Raw genomic sequence first — 20,521 nt, forward strand, 5'->3', positions numbered from 1 at the left:
CTCGAAAAGAAAAAGTGTCCCTGCTTACAGTGTGTTTGGAAATTGTCATGCTGAGCTTGTCGAAGCATGACGGAAACGACGTTTTTGCGAAATCCCAAACACGCTCTTAGTATTCACCGAAAAACAAAAAACCAATAACGAAAAACGAACTCATGCTGACCCCTGAACTCCTTCATGCGCTACGCAACCTGCCGCTGGCCGCCCGCCAGGCGGCGGAGGGCTTTCTGCACGGGCAGCACTACAGCCGGCAGCGCGGCGCCGGGCTGGAGTTCAGCCAGTACCGCCCCTACCAGCCCGGCGACGACCTGCGCCGCCTTGACTGGCGACTGGCGGCCCGCTCCGACCGGTATTACCTGCGCGAGTCGGAGGTAGAGGCCAGCCTCACGGTGCATTTGCTGCTGGATGCCACCGCCAGCATGAACCACCGGGACGACAATGGCCTCACCAAGCTCGACTATGCCCGCCTGCTGCTGGCGGCTTTGGCTTACCTGGCCCGCCAACAGGGCGACGCCGTGGCCCTCACGGTGCTGCACCCCTCCGGCCGACAGCACGTGCCATCTAGCGCCGATGACCGTCAGTTGCCGCGCCTGTTTCACACGCTGGAGCAAACCACCGCCGCCGGCCGCTTTCCGGTTGCTGCCGAGCTAACCACACTCACGGCCCGCGCCCAGCGCCGCCTGGTGGTGTGCGTGAGCGACCTGTACGAGGAAGATGCCGAAATCCGGCAGCTGCTTTCCCGCCTGCGCGCTACCGGCGCGGAAGTACTGTTGCTGCACCTGCTGGCCGGCAACGAGCTGCGCTTCACCTACCGCGGGGCCCTCACGTTTGAGGACCTGGAAACCGGCCGCACCGTGCAACTAAATGCTGATCAGCAGCGGACGGGGTGGCTCCGGCGCCAGCAGGCGTGGCTGCGCGAAACGGCCTCCGCGGCCCGCCGCCAGGGCTTCGACTACCATTTGCTGGATACCGCCGAGCCGCTGGATAAGGCCCTGCGCGTGTTTCTGCAGCGGCGGCAGACCACGCTGTAAGCAGCTTTTCTGTTGATTTGGCATCCCTCGTCTGCTTTCTTCTTTTGCTTCTATGCTTTCTTTTTCGTCGCCGGTTGGGTTGGTAGCGCTGCTGGGCTTGCTGGTGCCCCTGGCTATCTACCTCTGGAACCGGCGGCCGGGGCGCACGGTGGTGGTGGGCAGCCTGCGCTGGCTGGAAGCTGGCGCCAACCAACGACTCCGCAGCCTGAAGCCGGAGCAGCTGCTCTTGTTTCTGCTGCGCGGGGCGCTGCTGGCCTTGCTGGCGCTGGCCGTGGCGGGCCTGCGCTGGCAGCAGCCAGCCCCACCCGTGCGTGGCCAGGTGTTTATCAGCCCGGAGCTGCTGGCTTCCTCGGCCCTGACCGCCGTGCGCCCAACACTCGACTCCCTGCGCCGAAGCGGCTACGAAACCCGTGCTCTGCGTGCTGGCTTTCCAGTTATTCTCCCTACTGCCTGGGCGCGCCTCGACTCTGGCCTGACGGTGCTGCCAGCCCCGCCGCGCCAGCCCGAAAACGCCTGGGCCAGCATGCAGCAAGCCGCCGATTCATTTCCCGGTCGCCCTATTCACGTGTTTACTTCCGCTTCCCTCGCTCAGTTCCGGGGCCGCCGCCCGCTGCTGCCCGCCCAGGTACGCTGGCACCTCCTGCCCCTCCCCGATTCCAGCCAGTGGCTGCACTCCGCTTACCAACCGCACCTGGACAGCCTACGCCTGATAATCGGCCGCAGCACGGAAGACAAAGTGACGTTTCGACCGGTGAGCCTGGCAGTACCGGCTGATGGGCAGGTGCGCGTGCCGGGCCTGGGTTCGTGGCAGTATCAGGCAGGCCAGGATAGTGCTCAGCTGCTTTCGGCTACGGATACCGTGCTGGTACGTCAGCGTCCTTTCCGGGCCTGGATCCGGGCCGATGCGGCGTTTGCCGAAGACGCGCGCTACCTGCGGGCGGCCTTGCGGGCGGCCGCGCTGGGACTGGCGGCTCCCCTGCAACTCACTGTGTCCCGTCAGAATCCACCCACTGGTCAGCCACTCAATGCTCTCTTTTGGCTAAGTGCGGCCCCACTGCCTGCTTCCACTTCGCAGCAACTGAGCTCAGGAATGCAGGTCTGGCTTTTTCCTGCCAATGCGGGACGGATAGTTGACAGCCGTTTCACGCTAGGTGCTGAAGTTCCGATGATAAGCCTTAGCCGCCTGAGTACTGCCAAGCCAGCCGCCCGCCCGCAGGTGTTGTGGGCTGATGCCTTTGGTAGGCCGCTACTTACAACTCAACCGCAGGGGCAGGGCAAACAGTATCAATTTTACACCCGCCTGCACCCGGCCTGGAGCGCCCTGGGCTCTACCCCGGAACTGCCGGAGCTGCTGCTGCCACTGTTGCAGCCCGCCTCCGAGGTGCCTGCCCGCTACGACCGGCGCGTGCTGCCTCCGTCGCAAATCAGTCGGACGGATTCCGGAGCTGCTGCCCCTGGCTTCCGCCCGGCAAACCTGCATTTCCGTGATTTACGGCCCTGGCTGGTAGCATTGGCGGGCTTGTTGTTCGGCCTGGAACGGCTGCTGGCGCGGCGGCCGACGACGGTTTCTAACCCCGCAACAACAGCATGAGCCTATCCTCTACGCATACTGCAACCGCGCAGCTTGCGCCCACCCGCTTGTTGCGGGCGGTGTGGCAGCGCCGTTTTTGGCGGCAGTTGCTGGCCTTGTTGCTACCGCTGATGGGTATGGGGGGACTGGCAGGCGTGGCTTTTTCCGCGTTGCCATCGGCGCTGGTTTGGAGTGGCTTGGTGCTGGCACTCCTGCTATTGGTGGGCTACGCTTGGCAGCTCAGCCGCCCCAACCTGCCTTTACTTGCCCGGCAGCTCGACCGACAATATCCTTCCCTGGAAGACAGCACGGGGCTGCTGCTTCGCCCGGCAACTGAGTTGCAGTTCCTGGAACACCTGCAGCAGCAGCGCACCAGTGAGGTTCTGCGCCAGCTGCTGGCCGAACCGGGGCCTTTGCTACCCGTTTCCTGGCGGGCTCCGCTGTGGCTTACGGCGGGTTTGCTAACCGTGGCGGCAGGCACCTGGGCCATAAGTCATCGAAGCGCCACTACCATTCCTACTGCGGCCACCGCGCCCCTGCATTTCCCCGCCGTAGCTGAAAAGGGCAAGCCGCTCGTCGCCCGCATTATTTCCACTTCTATTACGGTTGCACCGCCAGCTTATACCCGGCAGCCTGGTTTCACGGCGGCGCAGCCTTCCTTCCGTTGTCCGGCGGGCTCCCGGGTGCGGTGGCTTATACGCGTGAACGAACCCAAGCAGCCCGCCCCGCAGCTCGAAATTGGTCGGCGGCACATGGGGTTTCGGCCTGTGGCGGGCCAGCGCGGCACGTATGCGGTGGAGTTGGTCGTTTCTCAATCTATGCTGTACCGGGTGCGCTACGCGGGGCAGGTTTCCGATGATTATGCCATCGAAGCCCTACCCGACCGCGCCCCCACCGTGCAGGTGCAGACGCCTAAGCCCTATACCCTGATTGAGTTTGGCACCCGCCCGCAAGTGCCGGTGCGCGTAGCTGTGCACGACGATTACGGTCTGGCGCGGGCCCGCCTGGTAGCCACGGTAGCTCAGGGTCAGGGCGAGGGCGTGAAGTTCCGAGAGGTAGTGCAGGATCTGACCAGCCAGCTGCCAGGCCAGCCTACGCGGGCCACACTGAGCCACGTGCTACGTTTGCCCGCGCTGGGCCTCACCTACGGCGACGAGGTGTACTTCTACGTGCAGCTCTGGGATACGCACCAACAGATGAGCCGCTCCGACAGCTACCTGGTGCAGTGGGAAGACACGACCATAGACGATTCCAATATGGATGTGTCATTGGGCGTGACGACGGTGCCGGCCTACTTCCGTAGCCAGCGCCAGATCATCATCGACACCGAAAAGCTGCTGACGGAAAAGGCGGCTCTTACCACTGACCAGTTCGTGGCGCGCGGCAACGAAATCGGCCACGACCAGAAAATCCTGCGCCTGCGCTATGGCAAGTTCATGGGTGAAGAGTTTTCTGAATCAATCGGGGAAAACGCTGGGGCCGGTGCGGAACCTGAAGCCGATCATGACGAACATGCCGGCGAAGAGCCCGGGCACGACGAACACCAGCACGCCCCACCCTCGGGCGCGGCCTCGGCAGCGGCCAACACCGCCGAAACCGCTGCCCTGATGGAAGCCTACGTACACAGCCACGACGATGCCGAAACAGCCGATTTCCTGGAGCCCGCCGTGAAAGCCAAGCTCAGCATCGTGCTCAGCCAGATGTGGGAAGCCGAGCTTCGCCTGCGTACTGGCCGCCCCCGCGAGGCGCTGCCTTTCGAGTACAAGGCCCTGCGCCTGCTCAAGCAGGTGCAGCAGCAAACCCGTTTGTACGTGAAGAAATCGGGTTTTGAAGCTCCGCCGCTGCCCGAAGCCACCCTGCGCCTGACCGGCGACCTGGCAGGGGCCGCCACGGTGCCCCGCCGCAGTCAGCAAAGTGCACCGCCAGCCCAGCCCGCAGTGCGGGCCGCGCTGCGCGTAGTAAGCGAGCTGCAAACCGGCCGCCCCGTGCGCCCCACCGATGCCGCGGCCCTCGAAGCCGGTGGTCAGGCGCTGGCGCTGGCGGCGCAACGGCAGCCTGGCACGTACCTGGCCGCCTTGCGCCACCTTCGCCAGCTCACGACCGAGCTGCGAGCCGGGCAGCGGCGTTGCACCACCTGTCTGGCGGGGGTGGAGCACGCTTTCACGCGGCTGCTACCGGCGCCGTATACCGCCCCCACCCGGCCCGCCGGCACCACCCGTCTCACTCAACGGTATTTGCAAGAGTTGCGCTGAGCTGCTGTATGATGACCTTTCCCACTGGTTTTGCGCTGCTATTTCTGCTTGGCTGCCTGCTGCTGGCGGCTTTCCTCACCGCGGCCGCCTGGCAGCGGACCAGTCGTCGGTGGCGCCTGCTGCGGGTGCTGGCGGGCTGGGCGGCGGTAGCGGGGCTTTGGTGGCTGGTTTATCCGCCTTCCCGATTAGTGGAGCAAAAGCCCGGCGCGGCTATTCTGCTCACGCCCGGTTATCGGCTTGATTCCCTCCGGGCCCTGCAGCGCCGGTTGCATATGGCACGCACCCCAGCCCTGTTCTCCGACTCCCGCTCTACTGCTCTTGCCGATACGCCCATCGTGCACAATGTAGCGGCGTGGCTACAGCAGCATCCGGCCCCGGCCCGGCTGCACGTGCTGGGCCTAGGCTTGCCGGCTGAAGAACTCATGGACGTAGAAACCAGCCGCCTGCAGCTATATGCCCCACCGGCCGCCAGCGGTTTCACGGCTGCGCAGTGGGAGCCGCGCCGGGAGCTGGGCCAAATCCTGCACGTGTCAGGCCGGTTTGCCGCGCCAGCTGGTCAGCCCGCTACCTGGGTGGTGCTGCACGCCGCCGGTACCCCCCGCGACTCCGTGCGCTTAGCACCAGCTGGTACATTTCAGTTGCGCTACGTGCCAAAGGCAGCCGGAGCAGCCGTGTACACGGTGCAGGCCCGCATCGGCCGGCGGGTTGTAGCGTCTGAGCCAGTGCCGTTAGAAGTGCTACCCACCCGCCCGCTGCGCGTGCTGCTTTTGACCTCCAGCCCATCCTTTGAGTTTCGATTCCTTAAAAACCAGCTGGCCGCTCGCCAGCACGCGGTGGCGGCCCGCACGGGCATCAGCCGGCAGATAGCCCAGACGGATTTCCTCAACCAACCCCCACATAAACTATCCTCCCTCACGCCCCCGGTGCTGCGCCGCTACGATGTGGTGATAGTGGATGGCAGCAGCCTGACCAGCCTACCGGCGACCGAGCAGCAAGCCCTGAGGCGTGCGACGCAGCAGGACGGCGTGGGCCTGGTAGTGCTGGCCGATAATGCCGTTTTGCCCGCGGCGGTGCCTGCCCGGGCGGGCTTCGGCCTCACACCAGCCAGTACTGGCAAAACCGAGCAGCCTCTCCAGTGGCCGGATAGGGTCCAGCCATTGCGCGCGGTGCTGGCGGCCCGACTCCGTCCGGCAGCCAGCACCCAGGTTCTGATTACAGCCAGTCGGCAGCAAGTGGTGGCGGCCAGCCAGCGGTTTGGGACCGGGCAGGTAGTCGTAGCCACTGCCACCGATACCTACCGCTGGCTGCTGCAGGGCGCCCAAAGCAGCTACGATGCCTACTGGAGCCGCCTGCTCACGGCTGCCGCGCGCCCGCAACCCGCAACCGCCCGCTGGCAGCTGCTCACTGATTTCCCGCGCCCCCACACTCCCGTCACGCTGCGCCTGACCACAACTGCGGCGTTGAAGAATACGCCGATGATAACCCTGCCCGACGGTAGTTCCACAGCCCTACCGCTGCAACAGGACGCCGCCCTGCCCGAGTGGCAAATCGGCCGGTTCTGGCCCGCGCAAAGTGGCTGGCACGAGGCCCAGATGCCCGGCCAGCCAGCGCACCGATTTTACGTGTACCCGCCGGATGCATGGCAAGGCCCAGTGCAGCTTGCCTGGCAGCAGTACGTGGCCGCGCACTCCAATTGGGCAGCTGCCGGATTAGCGGCGAAGAAACCGGAGGACTGGCCCTTGGGCTGGTTTTTGGGCTTATTTCTGCTGGGGGCGGGCTTTTTGTGGCTGGAGGAGAAGCTCTAGCATTTGGAAGCACAACAGTAGAGGGCTCCACCCGTACATCCCCAAACGCAAACCGCCCGGACTCCAGCAAATGGAATCCGGGCGGTTGTTTCCTCAGGGTGCCGAAGCAGCTACCTGAGGTAGGACTGACTACTGAGCAGGAGCAGTAGTGGTGGTCGTCGACTCGGTGGTGGTAGCCGGAGCAGCAGCCGTGGTGTCGGCGGGAGCAGTGGTGGTTTCCGTGGTCACGGTCGTGTCGGTAGCAGCGGGAGCTTCTACGTTGGTGGTTTCGGTGTTCTCAGTGGTTTTCTGCTCGCAGGAAGCGAGGCTAGCAGCGAACAGAACGGCAACAGCAGAAACTTTCAGCAGATTCTTCATTTTGGTGTAGGTTTGGAAAAGTAAAAAAGTCTGAAAAACGCCCTTCATACCTACAGTAGCGAAAGGTAACCCTGAAAAGAAAAAACTTTTTTTCGCGGGTTACCCCACCGGGCGCAACGTATTAACAAGCAAAGCGAATGGGCAAGGGTCAACCTTCCTATACCGATGAAGAGTTCGTGGCGGCCATCCGCCGCGGCGACGACCGGGCGCTGGCGCAACTCTACCGCCTGCACCTTCCGATGGTTCTTCACCTAGTGCAGCAGAACAGCGGCACCGAGGATGAGGCCAAGGATGTGTACCAGGAGGGCGTGATGGTGTTCTATGAGAAGGTGCGCGACGGTTCCCTGGAACTAAGCTGCCAGATCAAGACTTACCTCTACGCCGTGTGCCGCCGCCTGTGGTTGAAGCGTCTGGCTGAGAAAGGCCGCTACGGCGGCCGCCTCGACGACCACGAACCCTACCTCGAAACCGGAGCCGAGGCCGACTTGGCCCTGGCCGAGCAGCGCGACCAGCAGTTTGCCCTCATGGAGCAGGCGCTGAGCCAGTTGGGAGAGCCGTGCCGCTCGCTTTTGGAAGGATACTACCTGCTCGACAAATCGATGCAGCAGCTCACCGCCGAGTTTGGCTACACCAACGCCGACAACGCTAAAAACCAAAAGTACAAGTGCCTGGTGCGGCTTAAAAAGCTGTTTTTCACCCACTATCAGGAGGAAGAACAGTTCTAGCGCCGCCCGGTCGCGCCGATGGCGGACCTCACCCACCCGCCTTAGCAGCTATGAAAACGGAAGCCGACTACTACGAGTTATTTGAAGCCTACCAGCGCGGCGAGCTACCCGAGCCTGCCCGGACGGAGCTGGCCAACCGGCTGGCCGCCGACCCCGTGCTGGCCCGCCGCTACGCCGACTTTGACGCCCTCACGGGTGCCCTGCATGCCTACGGGCAGCGCCGACTGGTACGGGGCAAGCTGACAGCCCTTCAGACCGAAATTGACGCGGAAGCTGCCCGGGAGGAAACGCTGGAAACCGGCGTGCCCACCATGCCTACGCTGCACATTTCGCCGGTAGAGCGTCGTTTGCGCGAATTTTGGGGGGGCCACCGCGCCACTATTGCCGTAGCGGCCTCCGTGGCCGTGCTGGCTGTGTTTGCCACGCTACTGGGTATTGAGTGGTGGCGGGCCGTGCAGAAGCCCAACTCCTACGGCTACACGGTGCTGCGCCGCGAAATGGACCGCATCAAGCGCAACCAGCGCGCCATCAACCGCACCCTCAACCAGATTGATGGGGTGAAGACCCCGGAGGAGCTCAACCCCGGCAAGTTTGGCGGCACTGGCTTTGCCCTCACCACTGATGGCTACCTCATTACCAGCTACCACGTCATTCAGGGAGCCGACTCGCTGCTGATTGAAAGCCGCGACCGGCAGCGCTACCGCGCCGAGCCGGTGTTTTCCGACGTAGCCCACGACCTGGCCATTCTGCGCATCAACGACAAGGACTTCAAGGGTTTCGGCCGGCTGCCCTACTCTTTCAAGCGGGGCTCGGCCGACCTGGGTGAGCGGGTTTATACCCTGGGCTACCCCCGTGAGGATGTAGTATTCGGGGAAGGCTCCCTGAGTGCGCGCTCCGGCTTCGAAGGCGACACGGCCTTCTACCAGATCAGCATTCCGGTGAACCCCGGCAACAGCGGCGGCCCGCTGCTCGACGACCGGGGCAACCTGATCGGCGTAATCAGCGGGCGGCAGATGGACGTGCAGAGCGCGGCTTTTGCCACCAAGTCCTCCTACCTCATGCGCCTCGTCGACTCGCTGTCGGCCGCCGCGCCGGGAGCCTTGGCCAATGTGCCACGCACCAGCCAACTGATCGGCAGCACGCGGGCCCAGCAGGTGCGCAAGCTGCAGGACTTCGTGTTTGTGGTGAAAGTCTACGAGTAAGCAAGCTCTACGGTAGCGAAAAGGCTTATCCACCCGGGTAAGCCTTTTTTATGCCCGGGGCAGCCAAGCGGCAGGCTGCTTCGTACACAGCCTCGCAACCAGCCGTTGCAACACCCGTATTTCCGTACTCCTTCCTCAATCTACGCCACTATGAGCACCGAACTAACCCAAGAAGACCTCGAGAAAATTCTGCCCGAAGACATTGCCCGCACGTTTGAGAGTGCCTACCACGTCTTCCAGGGAAACACCGAACACGTAGAAGACCTGCTGAAGCACGGCGCCGTGCTGCTGCGCAAAGCCAGCCAGCGCTTTTCGTCGACCCAGGTAATTCTGGGCGTTGCCGTACTGGCTATTGGTGCTGTATTGTTGACCAAGCGTGCGGCCGACGCTATTCAAGAGCACTCCGATCAGGAGCATTCCAAAGAATAGCCTGCCCTACAGTCAAAAGCCAGCCGCCAGTCGATTCGTCGACTGGCGGCTGCTTTGTTTTATGAGCAGTCAACTTTGAGCTGGCCTCAAGAAGTATATATCTACTTCAGCCCCACATTCCGCTATTGATAAAAGGCATGTGCTATGACCCACACATAATCATAGTGATAGGCAATTATTTACAGAATAAAATCAGCTTATCACATAATCATGTGGTATCACTTTCTTGGACTTAACTTACATTATTTCTACAATTGCACAGACAAAGTTTTACTTAAAATAACTTAAGTGCCATGAAAAACTTTTCTGCGTTTTTACTCATCGGGGCGTTTGTCGTATCGCTGCCGTTAGAAGCATCCTGCGAAACAGTAGGCACACCCGAAACAGCCATTCCGCTGGCCCAGCTTCGGACTGAGCTGCGTCCCGGCAAGCTGTTTACTTCCTGGAGCAAGCGCAAAAAGCAAAACAAGCGTCGCCGGGCCTCGCAACGCCGCAGCCGGTGGGCGGTTAATGGCTGATTAACAGGTATATCATCCGGTTACTTCCGACTGCAAAAGCCTAACGGCCCTGCTTCGTTGCGGAAAAACGCAGCTGGCATAGCGCTATTCCGGCAATTCAGTCGTACCCAAACAAAACAAGCGTCACCCGGGCAGACTACTGCCGGGGCGACGCTTGTTCAATATTTTACCCTGCCCAATGAGTTATAACCGGGCGGAGCGGTATCAGAAAGCTCAGCTACTAGCGGGCAATAAGCAGGCGGCGGTAGCTGCTGGCCCCGTTTTGCACCAGCCGCACAATGTAAAGGCCGTTTTCCAGCGGAGTCGCGTCGGTGCCTAGCTGCAGGGTATGCGGGCCGGCGCTTTGGCGCTCATCGTCAGCCAGACGGTAAACCGGCCGGCCCACTGCATCCAGCACTTCCAGCGTTACGGCGGCCGGCGTGGCCAGGAAATACGAGACGGAAACCGGTCCCACTCCCGGGTTCGGGTACACATCCAGCTGAGCGGCTACTGTTTGCGGAGCCTGGCCGGCCGTGGCGAGCATACGCGTGTACCAGATAGGCGAGGTTACTATCCGGTCGCCGTCGGCCTGGGTGATAACGGCATAGTAGTAAGCCGTTTCGCCGGGTTGCGCGGTGGTTTCGGTGTAGCTGAGCGTGCTGCCCAGGCCGGGGGCTGTGGCTACTACCGTGGCCAGCTGCCCGCTGCCGGGGGTACCGCGCAGCAGCGTGAGCGACTTCAGCGCCTCCTTATCACTATCAGTTACCGAGACGCTGATAGCCGCAGCCTGCTCTCCTTCCACGATGTTGCCCATGGGCTGCTCATTCAGTTGAAAGCGCACTTCGGCGTTCCAGTCATCGGAGGCGTAGAAGTGGCGGGCGCGCACGGCTTCCAGCAGGCTGGCTTTGGTAAGCTCGGGCGCCAGCACCACCAGGCGGCCGGGCGTGTTGCGGCCGAAGGTGGTGTAGTGGTTGTCGTGGTCGAGGGAGATGCCAACGTGGTAGCCCTTGGCCAGCAGCTTCTGAAACGTGGACTCGTAGCTGCTGCGGGAAGGGTCGAGGTAGCTGATGTTGGTGGACATAGCCGGCCCGGAGCGCATCACGGTGCCCACCACGGCGCTGTCGGCGCGGGCGCTGAAGGGGGCGCTGCCAGCCAGGTTGCCGTAGTCGCCGGAGCTGGGGTGAGCTAGGGTGGCAAAAGCGCCGGGGCGCTTGTTGATCTGCCGAAACAGGGCCTGATAGTCGTTTTTGGGTACGTACACGTCATAGTTGCCGCTTTCCCAGTTCAGCAGCTGGTCCACGCCATATACCAGCAGGTGGCCGCCGCCGGAGATGGTGCCCCACTCCATGCCATACAGCGCCACAAACTTGCCGTCTACGGTTACGCTGTCGGCCTGGCGCAGGCCCTTGGCGTAGTTGGCGCGGGCCATACCGGCCGTGGCGTGGTTGTGCTCCGAAATGCCCAGAAAGTCGAAGTGCTGGGAGGCGGAGGCAAAGCCGAAGTTCTGGCCCGGCGTACGGAAGTGGTTTTTGCTTTCATCCTTGTTGCCGTCGGAGTAGGCAGAGTGCGCGTGCAGGTTGCCGTAGTAGTAGTTCAGCGTTTGCGGCGCCTGCGCGCGCGCTACACCAGCCCAGCAGCAAGCTGCCAGCAACAGAGTAGAGGTTTTTTTCACGAAGAAGCAATAGGTACAAGCGGAGACAAAGAGCAGTGTACAAAGCTACTGGTTCTGGTCCAATTCCTCCCCGAAAGTTGCGCCCTCACGCAAGGCCCTCATTAGCCACTCTCCGCCGCTTTTCCAGGCAAAACCCGGCTACTAACCAGCGCATGAAAGCAGCTGACTGAAGGCGTTTAATGCAAAAAGCCTGACGGCCGCTGTGTATAAACGCAGCGGCCGTCAGGCTTTTTGATGCGGTAGGAAGACGCTTACCAGATCTTACCGGCAGAGGTGGTCTTTTTGATGCGGCCGTCGCGCTTGAAGCGGGTGCCGGGCAGGACTCGCAGCGACACGTTGCCCGGCTGACAGCTGGTCAGAACCAGCTCCTGGGCTTCGTAGCCGCCGGCGCTTACTTTCAGCCGCGTGTTTTTTGCAGCGGCGCCTTGGTCATGATCATGTAGTGCCCCTCAGAGTTGGTGATGAAGGCATCCATCAGGCCGGGCACCTGCACGGTGGCTCCGGTGAGGGGGTTGTTGTCTTCATCGGTAACGGTGCCCGTGACGATGGGACAGCCCACCGCCTGGGAAGAAGCCGCCACAGGCTCGGGAGCTGATTGCTGCGCCAGAAGCATGCCGGGCGCCAGCAGCAGGCCAAGCCCAAGGAAGAGAGTAGAAGCGCGGTGCATAAGCAGGAAAACAGGAAAGCAAGCTACACTAAATATCCCAACGGCTATGCAGCACAGCCAGTTGGGCAGCCGGTGTTGGCAAACACTGTACCAAGAACCCGCCGGGTTGAAACGCCGGCCGGGCCGGGGCAGCGCGTGGCCGGCGCAGTGAGTACAGGCTCGCCCGCCAAATAGTTCGAGGCAGCCCCCTAAACGGCGCCCAAAATGCTGGCAGCGGCTTTCCCGGTGCTTTGTCCCGCAGCTCCGGGAAGCAGCTCAGGTTGAACCGGCTGCGGAACGGCTGACGAGACGCCTACTTGCGTCTCGTCAGCCGCGCTAGTGCATTGATAGTGGTTCGAGAGTACCTTTCAATGAGGAGACGCAAGTAGGCGTCTCTACCCCGGGTTGATGGTTGGTGCAACGTCAAAGTTGATCTGCGCTCCGGGGCTGCCTACCTTGGTTGGCATGAAGCTGCCTTCTCTACCGCATGTCCTGCTTGCTCTCAGCCTCTGGGCCTGCACCACGGCCGCGCCGCCCGCTGCCCGCCCGACTGCCAGTCGCCTGGCCGACGACGACGCCACGCCCCGGCTGGTGGCACGGCAGTTTAGCTTCACCGAAGGCCCCGCCGTGGACAAAGCCGGCAACGTGTTCTTCACCGACCAGCCCAACAACCGCATCTGGAAGTACGACACCCAGGGCCAGCTCAGCGTATTTCTGGAGCCGGCCGGCCGCGCCAACGGGTTGTACTTCGACGGGCAGGGCAACCTGCTGGCCTGCGCCGATGAGCTCAGTCAGCTGTGGTCTATTGCCCCCGACGGGAAAGTAACCGTCCTGCTCCGGGACGTGCAAAGCCACCGCCTCAACGGCCCCAACGACCTCTGGGTGCACCCTACCAGCGCGGGCATCTACTTCACCGATCCTTACTACCAGCGGCCCTACTGGTCGCGCCAGACGCCCGACCCGGCTCTGGGCGGCCAGAAGGTGTACTTCCTGCCCAAAGGCCAGACGCAGCCTGTAGTAGTGGATGACCAGTTGCAGCAGCCCAACGGCATCGTGGGCACGCCCGACGGTCGGCAGCTGTACGTGGCCGACATCGGGGCCGGTAAAACCTACCGCTACCAGATTGCCGCCGACGGCCGCCTCACCAACCGGCAGCTGTTTGTGGCCCAGGGCTCCGATGGTATGACCATCGACCACGAGGGCAACGTGTACCTCACCGGCCAGGGCGTGACGGTGTACAGCCCTGCCGGCCAGCTGCTGCAGCACATCGACGTGCCCGCCGCCTGGACGGCCAACCTGTGCTTTGGCGGCCGGAACCGCAAAACCCTGTTCATCACGGCTTCGGAGGCGGTATACGTGCTGCCCATGCGTGTGCACGGGGTGTGGTAAGGCCCGTTCTGAGGGAGAATGAGGAATGAAGAATTGAGTTAGCGAACCTGTTTGGAAAGTCCATTGAACGTCATGCTCTATCTGGCGTCCGCTTGTCGAAGCATCTCTACCGCTTCGTTGTGCTGCTATTCAGACGGAGCGGTAGAGATGCTTCGGCTGCGCTCAGCATGACGTTCTTGTTAGTTGTGGCGACTTTCTAAACAGCTTCAGCATAAGCCGGATGCCGTGGCACTGTGCCCTCTGGGCGGGAACAGAGGATATATACTTGTTTTTTACAATATACCTGCATTCAGGTATTGCCAGGGCGACGCTAAAGCTTTACATTGGGCTACCGCGCTCTGGGGCTGACTGTTGCGGCCGGCCCTCTCCTATTACACCATCTATTGCCAGCAGAATCCGGTTGCCTTCCGGCGGCCGTTGTCCTACGTGTGCTTATCTCACCTGGTCTGCATGGAATTATCCGTTATGGGGGCCGCTACCGTGCTGGTAGCCGCCCCGCCCTCCCTGCATCGGCAGGGCCTTTTGGCTACCCTCCACACCCACTGGCCCGCCCTGGCCTGCACCGTCACGCCCGATGCCGGGCAGCTGCTGCCTTTGCTGCGGCAGCAGGCCTACGGGCTGGTGGTGCTCGATAGCACCCTGAGCGGCCCGGGCCTGCCCCAGCTGCTCCGGCAGCTGCGCACCATCCGCGGCAGCCAGCAGCTGCTGGTGCTCACGGGCCGGCACCTGGCTCCCCTCCTGCGCCGGCAGCTGTTGCAGGCCGGGGCCCATGCGCTGCTGCGCCAGAGCGCGCCCCCGGCGGCGGCCGTGGCCACCATTGCGGCCCTGCTGAGCGGGGCGGCCGGGGGCACGGTGCCCGGCGCGGCTACCGCACTTGCTACCCTGCCGCCCACGCCTTTCAGCCCCCGCGAGGTGGAGGTGCTGCGGCTGGTGGTGGCCGACTTCAGCAACCAGGAAATAGCCGAGCAGCTAAACCTGAGCGTGCGTACCGTGGAAAGCCACCGCCGGGCCCTGCTGCAGAAAGCCGGGGCCCGCACCCTGGTAGGGCTGGCCGTGCAAGCCGTGCGCCAGGGCTGGGTAGCGCCCTGAGGTGTGTATATGCCGGCAAAGAAAGTGCGGTAGGGTGCGGGGCTTGTCCCCGCCCGCCGTGCGCGCCACGTTGCAGCTATCCTCCTTCAACCAAGGGCGGGGGCAAGCCCCGCATCCTACGCCAGGCGGTGTATGCCGATGCTTCCCGGAAGTTCCTGCTACTCACGCGCTAATGCGCTTAAATTCAGTGCTGGCACTGATGCGCAGCGGCCTAAGAACCGGCAGCTTTGCCTAAACCGATACGCTGCCGCTATGGACATCTCCTATTCCCTCGTTGACAACAAGCTGACCACCGACCCCAAGGACCTGCGGGCCCAGGTGCAGATTTCCGCTACCGCCTCCATCGACGACCTGGCCAACGACATTGTGCGGCCCGGCTCCACCGTTACCAAGGCCGAGTTTCTGGCCATGTACGAGGAGCTGAAAACCGCCGCCCTGCGCCGGGTGCAGCGCGGCGAGAGTGTGGTGACGGACTTTTTTATCCTGCGGCCGGCCCTGACCGGGGTGTGGGCCGACGCCAACGACACCTTTGACCCGCAGCGCCACCGGGGCCACATCCGCCTCACCCCCGGCACCTACCTGCGCCAGGCTGAAACCGAACTGAGCTTCACGCTGGTGCGGGCCGTGAGCCAGAGTGAGCCCCGCCCCGAAAACGTGGAGGACCTGCTCACCGACGCGGTAAACGCCACCCTCACCAAAGGCAACCTGGCCCACCTGCGCGGCGCCAACCTCAAGTACGACCTGGACGACGCGACTCAGGGCCTGTTCTTCGTCAAAAGTACCGGCGGCGCCCCCGTCCGGGTGACGAAAGTGAAGAAGAACCTACCCTCGGAGCAGCTGTTCGTGGTACCGGCCACGCTCACGGCGGGCAGCTACCGGTTGGAGGTGCGCAGCAAAGGCAAAGCCAGTACCCAACTTAAAACGGCTACGCTGGACGCGGTGCTTACCATAGCCTGATAAAAACCATTGCCACTCCTAGGCCGGGAGTAGTAGACTCTTGCGGCAGGAGTAGTGGACTCCTAGGCCGGGAGTAGTAATGTCGCTCTCCCATGAGACATTCTCAACTCATCATTTGGTCGGCAGCTTGGGCGACATGCTCACAATACCCTGATAGGACGGCGTAGCCTACTATCGAGTGGAGTAAGCTAAGCCCGCCATGTGACGGCGGAGGCTAGGTGATAGCGCCAGCCAAAACACTGAACTCATTCCCAGCTTTACTTTTTGCTCCTATGAATACTCCAAGGTACTTCTCCGGCCTTCTGTTGCTCGTCGCAATGTGTTTTGCAATCATTCCATGCAAAGCCGATGACCCAACACCTACTTCCTTATCATACCGGTTAAAAGCTAGCACCCTTCTTCAGGAATGTAATGATCAAGGCGTTGCGTTGGCTGCACCCAGCATAATCATCCCGGTAGGCGCAAAATTCTCGATTGCGAAAAAGCAACCCGATGGCTCATTTATCATTTCATTTTGGGAATGGTCTCCTAAAGACTCTCAAGGGAAGGATAACTTAAGATTGAAGGGGCTGAGGTTAACTAATGACTATAATCTTCTCAATGCCGATGGCACTCCTCAGCCTGCCGACAAAGACTTGCAGGAGAAAAACCTAAATCTTACGCAAACCCAAAACTACTTTCGCTTTAATTACAATGCCTTTACAGGCACAAAACGCTTATTTCTTATAACTGCCGAGCAACTAGCTATGAGTGCGGATGCTTTGGTAAGTTATCTTAACCCAACAGCAGGAGCCCTAGTTATGCCATTTAAGTACCGGCCGCGTATGGGCGATTTTACCAAAGACATTACGTTCAGTGGCTTGGGCGGCTTCAGCTTCCACCCTTACAGACGTTCAGACCATGCCGTTTCTCTACTATTGGGCGTTGGCATTGCCTCCGTTACCCTTACGCCCGATAATAGCACAGTGACAGAAAGCGCCGACCATGCTGCTATCTCACTCTCACTAGCATTTATGTACCAATGGGAACGGTTACAGCTTGGTATACTAACAGGCCGAGACTACTTAGGCCAAACTTCCGAAACATGGAAAGACAATAAGAAGGTATGGCTGGCAGCAGGCATCGGATTCAACATCTTTAGCCCAGAAAGCACCGAAGTCAAAGGAGGCTCCCAATAGCTTTTCGTAACTCTCTTCTGTAGTAAAGAAGCCCCGGCCGCGCCCCACGCGGTTGGGGCTTCTTTGTGCCCTTGGTCTTTTACCCTAAGTCTGCAAACAAGTCCCCAACACCCACCACCCGCTTCGTGGCCTTACGCCCGGGCGGTACCACCACCGCAGCCATTGCTTCGGCCGCTACCGCCCCACCCGGCCCGGCCAGGCGGCGGCTTTCCTGGATGCGCTGCTCCAGGGCTTCGCAGTGCCCCAGCAGCTTCGCCACGATGCGCTGTTGCTCGGCTAGGGGAGAAGGCATACTTATCGGGTTATGTAACACTAGGAAAACATAAACGCCGCTGGAAATACTTCCAGCGGCGCTTTTCGTAACGCAAGGGTCACTTTACCCCAAGCTCCGGTACCGCACGCGCTTGGGCTCCACGTCGCCTAGGCGCTTCTTCTTGGCTTCCTCGTAGTCGGAGAAGTTGCCCTCGAACCAGACCACCTGCGAGTCGCCCTCGAAGGCCAGGATGTGGGTGGCCAGGCGGTCGAGGAACCACCGGTCGTGGCTGATGATAACGGCGCAGCCGGCAAAGTTCTCCAGCGCATCTTCCAGGGCCCGGATGGCATTCACGTCCAGGTCGTTGGTCGGTTCGTCGAGCAGGAGCAGGTTGGCGCCCTGCTTGAGGGTGGTAGCTAGGTGTACCCGGTTCCGCTCCCCGCCCGAGAGCGAGCCGACTTTCTTTTCCTGGTCGCCGCCGCGGAAGTTGAAGTTGCTCACGAAGGCGCGGGAGTTCACCTGGCGGCCGGCCAGCAGCATGGTTTCGGTGCCGCCCGAAATGGTTTCAAACACCGACTTGTTGGGCTCCAGCGTGTCGTGCTGCTGGTCTACGTAGGCCGTTTGCACCGTGGGGCCCACCACGAAGGTGCCCGCGTCGGGCTCCAGCTGCCCGGTGATGAGGCGGAACAGCGTGGTTTTGCCGGCGCCGTTCGGGCCGATGATGCCCACGATACCACCCTGGGGCAGCGCGAACGACAGGTTCTCGAACAGCAGCCGGTTGCCGAACGACTTGGTCAGGCCCTCGGCCTCAATCACCTGGGCACCCAGGCGCGGGCCGTCAGGGATGAACAGCTCCAGCTTCTGCTCCTTTTCCTTGGCATCGGCCGTCACCATCTTGTCGTAGCCGGCGAGGCGGGCCTTGCTCTTGGCCTGGCGCGCCTTGGGGGCCATGCGCACCCATTCCAGCTCGCGCTGCAGGGTTTTCTGGCGCTTGCTCTCGGTTTTCTCTTCCTGGGCCAGGCGGTTCGACTTCTGCTCCAGCCAGGAGGAGTAGTTGCCCTTCCACGGAATACCCTCGCCCCGGTCCAGCTCCAGAATCCAGCCGGCCACGTTGTCGAGGAAGTACCGGTCGTGGGTTACGGCAATGACGGTGCCTTTGTACTGCTTGAGGTGCTGCTCCAGCCAAAGCACGCTTTCCGCGTCGAGGTGGTTGGTGGGTTCGTCGAGCAGCAGCACGTCGGGCTCCTGCAGCAACAGGCGGCACAAAGCCACGCGGCGCTTTTCCCCGCCCGAGAGGTTGCCGATGATGGCGTCGGGCGCAGGGGTGCGCAGGGCGTCCATGGCACGCTCCAGCTTGGAGTCCAGGTTCCAGGCGTCGAGCTGGTCGAGGCGTTCCTGCACGGTACCCTGGCGCTCCAGCAGCTTGTCGAAGTCGGGGTCTTCGCCCCCGAAGGCTTCGTTGATTTCCTCGAACTCCTTGAGCAGAGCCACGGTTTCGGCGGTGCCTTCCTGCACTACTTCCAGCACCGTTTTGGTGGCATCGAGCTGGGGCTCCTGCTCCAGGTAGCCCACCGTATAGCCCGGCGACCACACCACGTCGCCCTGAATCTGCTTGTCCTGGCCGGCAATAATCTTCAGCAGGGACGACTTGCCCGAGCCGTTGAGACCGAGCACGCCAATCTTGGCGCCGTAGAAAAACGAGAGGTAGATGTTTTTGAGAACCTGTTTCTGGGGCGGGTACACCTTGGTGACCCCGGCCATGGAGAAAATAATGGTGGGCTGGTCGGACATAGAAGAAAGAAAGCGAAAAGCGCAGGCCGCGCAGCCGGCCGTTGCAACGATGGTAAGCAAAAAACTCTCCCTGGCAATAGCCGTTTTCGCCGACAACTCCAGCCAGCCGGTATAACCGCCAGCCGGTTGGGCCCGTAGCTAACACCGGTACTCCGCGGGAAGGGCGCCCGCACCGCGGCCAGTTACGGCCCGCCGGGAAACTCAAAGGTAGGCAGCGACTGGCGGCTTTCCCAGGGTGCTATCTGGCTTTGCTTCCTACCGAATATGCGCAGCATCCCGTAAACTTGTAGTACATTTTGACCTGAACACTTAAACACCCACCTATTCGCTCGCGCGCTATTTCATTTCCCTTTATGGAATCACAAGAGTACCTGCTGGCCGAAGCGCATCGCTACGGTTACGTTGAAGGCGAGGAAGTGTGGCTGCGTGCCTTCATGCAGCTGCCTGCCCGCCGCGTAGGCCAGGTAAAGGAGTCGGCCGACGCTTCGCTGGTCTACTTTGCCCAACGCTTTGAACTGTTTCGCGGCAAGGTGGAAGACCTGCTGCGCAAGATTGAGGAAGCCGAAAACAAAGGCTCCTTTCTGATGAAGGCCCAGCACCTGAAAGATCAGGTAGCCAGCTACGACGCCCTGGGCGACTTCGAAGCCCTGTACCGCCGCCTCACCGAAGCCGAAGAAGCGGTGAAGGTGACCGTGAACCGCAACCGGGAGAAAAACCTGGCTACCAAGATCAACCTGATTCAGGAAGCCGGCGAGCTGAAAAACACCGTGGACTGGGCCGGGGCCAGCGAGAAAGTAAAGGAGCTGCGCCAGGTCTGGATCAAGACCGGGCCGGTGGAAAAGCAGCTGACCGAGGAGCTGGAAACCCGTTTTCAGGCCGCCGTCGACTCATTCTTCACGGCCCGCAAGCAGTTCCAGGCCGAGAAGAAGGCCATGGTGAACCGCGTGTACGACAAGTACAAGGAGCTGATTCACAAATCGGAGGCCCTGCAGAACTCCAACGAGTTCGAGGAAACCACCCGCAAGCTCAAGCAGCTGCAGCAGGAGTGGAAAGACGTGGAGGGCTCCCTGCCCCGCAAACAGGCCAACGACCTGTGGACGCGCTTCCGGGCCGCCCACAACCACTTCTTTGAGCGCCTGAAGGTGCACATCAACACCCGCCGCCCTGAGACGGTGAGCGGGGGCGGCGTGAGCGGCTCGGCCGAGGACAACCTGGCCCGCAAGCGCGCCCTGGTAGCCGAAGCCACGGCTTTGCTCGACCAGCCCATGGGCCAGGCCGTGACGCGAGCCAAGGAGCTGCAGGCCGCCTGGAAACAAGTGGGTCCGGTACGCGGTGAGGAGTCGGACCGGGTTTGGGAGCAGTTCCTGGCCGCCTGCGACAAGGTGTTTGAGCTGAGCGCCCTGGAGCACTTTGTGCGCAAGCGCCAGGCCAGCGGCCTCGATGTGAGCACGCCCGAGGAGCAGTACAACGTACGGGCCCAGGCCCTGCGCGACTTTATTAAGTCAGATAAGCAGGAGCAGGAAGTGCTGGAGCAAAACCTGGATAAACTCAGCAACGCCCCCGGCAACGACGCCTTCCGCACAATGCTGCAAGGGAAGATCCGCACGTTTCAGCGGAAAATCCGCACCAAGACCGAGTTAATTGAGCTGTTGCGCCAACGCCTGGTTGCATAGTCCAACTT

18 protein-coding genes are annotated in these 20,521 nt (G+C 61.8%); 13 read left to right on the forward strand and 5 right to left on the reverse strand.

The window, feature by feature from the left end; all coding sequences use genetic code 11:
• The first annotated feature begins 152 nt into the window (after positions 1–152).
• The 4 genes from LRS06_RS09025 to LRS06_RS09040 are packed head-to-tail and all read left to right on the forward strand — an operon-like array spanning position 153 to position 6,655.
• Positions 153–1,028, forward strand: coding sequence for a DUF58 domain-containing protein (locus LRS06_RS09025; RefSeq protein ID WP_257871191.1), 876 nt, complete (start codon positions 153–155; stop codon positions 1,026–1,028).
• 52 nt (positions 1,029–1,080) lie between these two features.
• The gene (locus tag LRS06_RS09030) at positions 1,081–2,619 is read left to right on the forward strand and encodes a BatA domain-containing protein (protein WP_257871192.1); all 1,539 of its coding nucleotides are present in this window, start codon (positions 1,081–1,083) and stop codon (positions 2,617–2,619) included.
• Positions 2,616–4,850, forward strand: a complete 2,235-nt coding sequence (locus LRS06_RS09035) for a DUF4175 domain-containing protein (RefSeq protein WP_257871193.1) — start codon at positions 2,616–2,618, stop codon at positions 4,848–4,850. Before LRS06_RS09030 ends, LRS06_RS09035 begins: the two co-directional genes overlap by 4 nt.
• 8 nt (positions 4,851–4,858) lie before the next feature.
• Complete coding sequence (locus tag LRS06_RS09040; protein WP_257871194.1) at positions 4,859–6,655, forward strand: hypothetical protein; 1,797 nt, start codon at positions 4,859–4,861, stop codon at positions 6,653–6,655.
• A gap of 129 nt (positions 6,656–6,784) precedes the next feature.
• On the opposite strand, the gene LRS06_RS09045 is transcribed toward LRS06_RS09040, so the two are convergent.
• The gene (locus LRS06_RS09045; protein WP_257871195.1) at positions 6,785–7,012 is read right to left on the reverse strand and encodes a hypothetical protein; all 228 of its coding nucleotides are present in this window, start codon (positions 7,010–7,012) and stop codon (positions 6,785–6,787) included.
• Between the two features lie 137 nt (positions 7,013–7,149).
• Here LRS06_RS09045 and LRS06_RS09050 point away from each other — a divergent pair, with 137 nt between their 5' ends.
• The 4 genes from LRS06_RS09050 (at position 7,150) to LRS06_RS09065 (ending at position 9,886) form a co-directional block, all read left to right on the forward strand.
• Positions 7,150–7,737, forward strand: coding sequence for an RNA polymerase sigma factor (locus tag LRS06_RS09050; protein ID WP_257871196.1), 588 nt, complete (start codon positions 7,150–7,152; stop codon positions 7,735–7,737).
• Between the two features lie 50 nt (positions 7,738–7,787).
• Complete coding sequence (locus LRS06_RS09055; protein ID WP_257871197.1) at positions 7,788–8,939, forward strand: trypsin-like peptidase domain-containing protein; 1,152 nt, start codon at positions 7,788–7,790, stop codon at positions 8,937–8,939.
• A 150-nt stretch (positions 8,940–9,089) separates the two neighbouring features.
• Entirely contained in the window at positions 9,090–9,368 is a 279-nt protein-coding gene (locus tag LRS06_RS09060) for a hypothetical protein (protein WP_257871198.1), read from the forward strand.
• A gap of 293 nt (positions 9,369–9,661) precedes the next feature.
• Positions 9,662–9,886: a hypothetical protein gene (locus LRS06_RS09065; protein WP_257871199.1), complete on the forward strand. Its 225-nt coding sequence runs from the start codon at positions 9,662–9,664 to the stop codon at positions 9,884–9,886.
• A gap of 220 nt (positions 9,887–10,106) precedes the next feature.
• Here LRS06_RS09065 and LRS06_RS09070 read toward each other — a convergent pair whose 3' ends face one another.
• Both LRS06_RS09070 and LRS06_RS09075 read right to left on the reverse strand, forming a co-directional pair.
• Positions 10,107–11,537, reverse strand: a complete 1,431-nt coding sequence (locus LRS06_RS09070) for a CehA/McbA family metallohydrolase (protein WP_257871200.1) — start codon at positions 11,535–11,537, stop codon at positions 10,107–10,109.
• Positions 11,538–11,934: 397 nt separating this feature from the next.
• Positions 11,935–12,204, reverse strand: coding sequence for a carboxypeptidase-like regulatory domain-containing protein (locus LRS06_RS09075; RefSeq protein WP_257871201.1), 270 nt, complete (start codon positions 12,202–12,204; stop codon positions 11,935–11,937).
• 444 nt (positions 12,205–12,648) lie between these two features.
• On the opposite strand from LRS06_RS09075, the gene LRS06_RS09080 reads away from it, so the two are divergent.
• The 4 genes from LRS06_RS09080 to LRS06_RS09095 all read left to right on the forward strand — a co-directional run bounded on the left by LRS06_RS09080 (position 12,649) and on the right by LRS06_RS09095 (position 16,796).
• Positions 12,649–13,572 (forward strand): SMP-30/gluconolactonase/LRE family protein, encoded by a 924-nt coding sequence (locus tag LRS06_RS09080; RefSeq protein ID WP_257871202.1) that lies wholly within the window; start codon positions 12,649–12,651, stop codon positions 13,570–13,572.
• 450 nt (positions 13,573–14,022) lie between these two features.
• Positions 14,023–14,661 carry a response regulator transcription factor gene (locus LRS06_RS09085; RefSeq protein WP_257871203.1) on the forward strand — a complete coding sequence of 213 codons (639 nt, stop codon included), beginning with the start codon at positions 14,023–14,025 and terminating at the stop codon, positions 14,659–14,661.
• A 252-nt stretch (positions 14,662–14,913) separates the two neighbouring features.
• A complete protein-coding gene (locus tag LRS06_RS09090) occupies positions 14,914–15,618 on the forward strand; it encodes a DNA-binding domain-containing protein (protein WP_257871204.1) in 705 nt (234 codons plus the stop codon).
• Positions 15,619–15,890: 272 nt separating this feature from the next.
• On the forward strand, positions 15,891–16,796 hold the full coding sequence (locus LRS06_RS09095; RefSeq protein WP_257871205.1) for a hypothetical protein: 906 nt from the start codon (positions 15,891–15,893) through the stop codon (positions 16,794–16,796).
• A gap of 79 nt (positions 16,797–16,875) precedes the next feature.
• Here LRS06_RS09095 and LRS06_RS09100 read toward each other — a convergent pair whose 3' ends face one another.
• Both LRS06_RS09100 and ettA read right to left on the reverse strand, forming a co-directional pair.
• Entirely contained in the window at positions 16,876–17,088 is a 213-nt protein-coding gene (locus LRS06_RS09100; protein ID WP_257871206.1) for a hypothetical protein, read from the reverse strand.
• A gap of 84 nt (positions 17,089–17,172) precedes the next feature.
• Positions 17,173–18,840, reverse strand: a complete 1,668-nt coding sequence (gene ettA / locus LRS06_RS09105; RefSeq protein WP_257871207.1) for an energy-dependent translational throttle protein EttA — start codon at positions 18,838–18,840, stop codon at positions 17,173–17,175.
• 353 nt (positions 18,841–19,193) lie between these two features.
• On the opposite strand from ettA, the gene LRS06_RS09110 reads away from it, so the two are divergent.
• Positions 19,194–20,513, forward strand: coding sequence for a DUF349 domain-containing protein (locus LRS06_RS09110; protein WP_257871208.1), 1,320 nt, complete (start codon positions 19,194–19,196; stop codon positions 20,511–20,513).
• The last annotated feature ends 8 nt before the right edge of the window (positions 20,514–20,521 follow it).

Origin of the sequence: Hymenobacter sp. J193 (assembly GCF_024700075.1) — a bacterium.
Classification (GTDB): domain Bacteria; phylum Bacteroidota; class Bacteroidia; order Cytophagales; family Hymenobacteraceae; genus Hymenobacter.

Bases quoted from the DNA above. Each gene is read 5' to 3' on its own strand.
- LRS06_RS09025 (WP_257871191.1), top strand. From the start codon at position 153: ATGCTGACCCCTGAACTCCTTCATGCGCTACGCAACCTGCCGCTGGCC.
- LRS06_RS09030 (WP_257871192.1), top strand. From the start codon at position 1,081: ATGCTTTCTTTTTCGTCGCCGGTTGGGTTGGTAGCGCTGCTGGGCTTG.
- LRS06_RS09035 (WP_257871193.1), top strand. From the start codon at position 2,616: ATGAGCCTATCCTCTACGCATACTGCAACCGCGCAGCTTGCGCCCACC.
- LRS06_RS09040 (WP_257871194.1), top strand. From the start codon at position 4,859: ATGATGACCTTTCCCACTGGTTTTGCGCTGCTATTTCTGCTTGGCTGC.
- LRS06_RS09045 (WP_257871195.1), bottom strand. From the start codon at position 7,012: ATGAAGAATCTGCTGAAAGTTTCTGCTGTTGCCGTTCTGTTCGCTGCT.
- LRS06_RS09050 (WP_257871196.1), top strand. From the start codon at position 7,150: ATGGGCAAGGGTCAACCTTCCTATACCGATGAAGAGTTCGTGGCGGCC.
- LRS06_RS09055 (WP_257871197.1), top strand. From the start codon at position 7,788: ATGAAAACGGAAGCCGACTACTACGAGTTATTTGAAGCCTACCAGCGC.
- LRS06_RS09060 (WP_257871198.1), top strand. From the start codon at position 9,090: ATGAGCACCGAACTAACCCAAGAAGACCTCGAGAAAATTCTGCCCGAA.
- LRS06_RS09065 (WP_257871199.1), top strand. From the start codon at position 9,662: ATGAAAAACTTTTCTGCGTTTTTACTCATCGGGGCGTTTGTCGTATCG.
- LRS06_RS09075 (WP_257871201.1), bottom strand. From the start codon at position 12,204: ATGCACCGCGCTTCTACTCTCTTCCTTGGGCTTGGCCTGCTGCTGGCG.
- LRS06_RS09080 (WP_257871202.1), top strand. From the start codon at position 12,649: ATGAAGCTGCCTTCTCTACCGCATGTCCTGCTTGCTCTCAGCCTCTGG.
- LRS06_RS09085 (WP_257871203.1), top strand. From the start codon at position 14,023: ATGGAATTATCCGTTATGGGGGCCGCTACCGTGCTGGTAGCCGCCCCG.
- LRS06_RS09090 (WP_257871204.1), top strand. From the start codon at position 14,914: ATGGACATCTCCTATTCCCTCGTTGACAACAAGCTGACCACCGACCCC.
- LRS06_RS09095 (WP_257871205.1), top strand. From the start codon at position 15,891: ATGAATACTCCAAGGTACTTCTCCGGCCTTCTGTTGCTCGTCGCAATG.
- LRS06_RS09100 (WP_257871206.1), bottom strand. From the start codon at position 17,088: ATGCCTTCTCCCCTAGCCGAGCAACAGCGCATCGTGGCGAAGCTGCTG.
- ettA (WP_257871207.1), bottom strand. From the start codon at position 18,840: ATGTCCGACCAGCCCACCATTATTTTCTCCATGGCCGGGGTCACCAAG.
- LRS06_RS09110 (WP_257871208.1), top strand. From the start codon at position 19,194: ATGGAATCACAAGAGTACCTGCTGGCCGAAGCGCATCGCTACGGTTAC.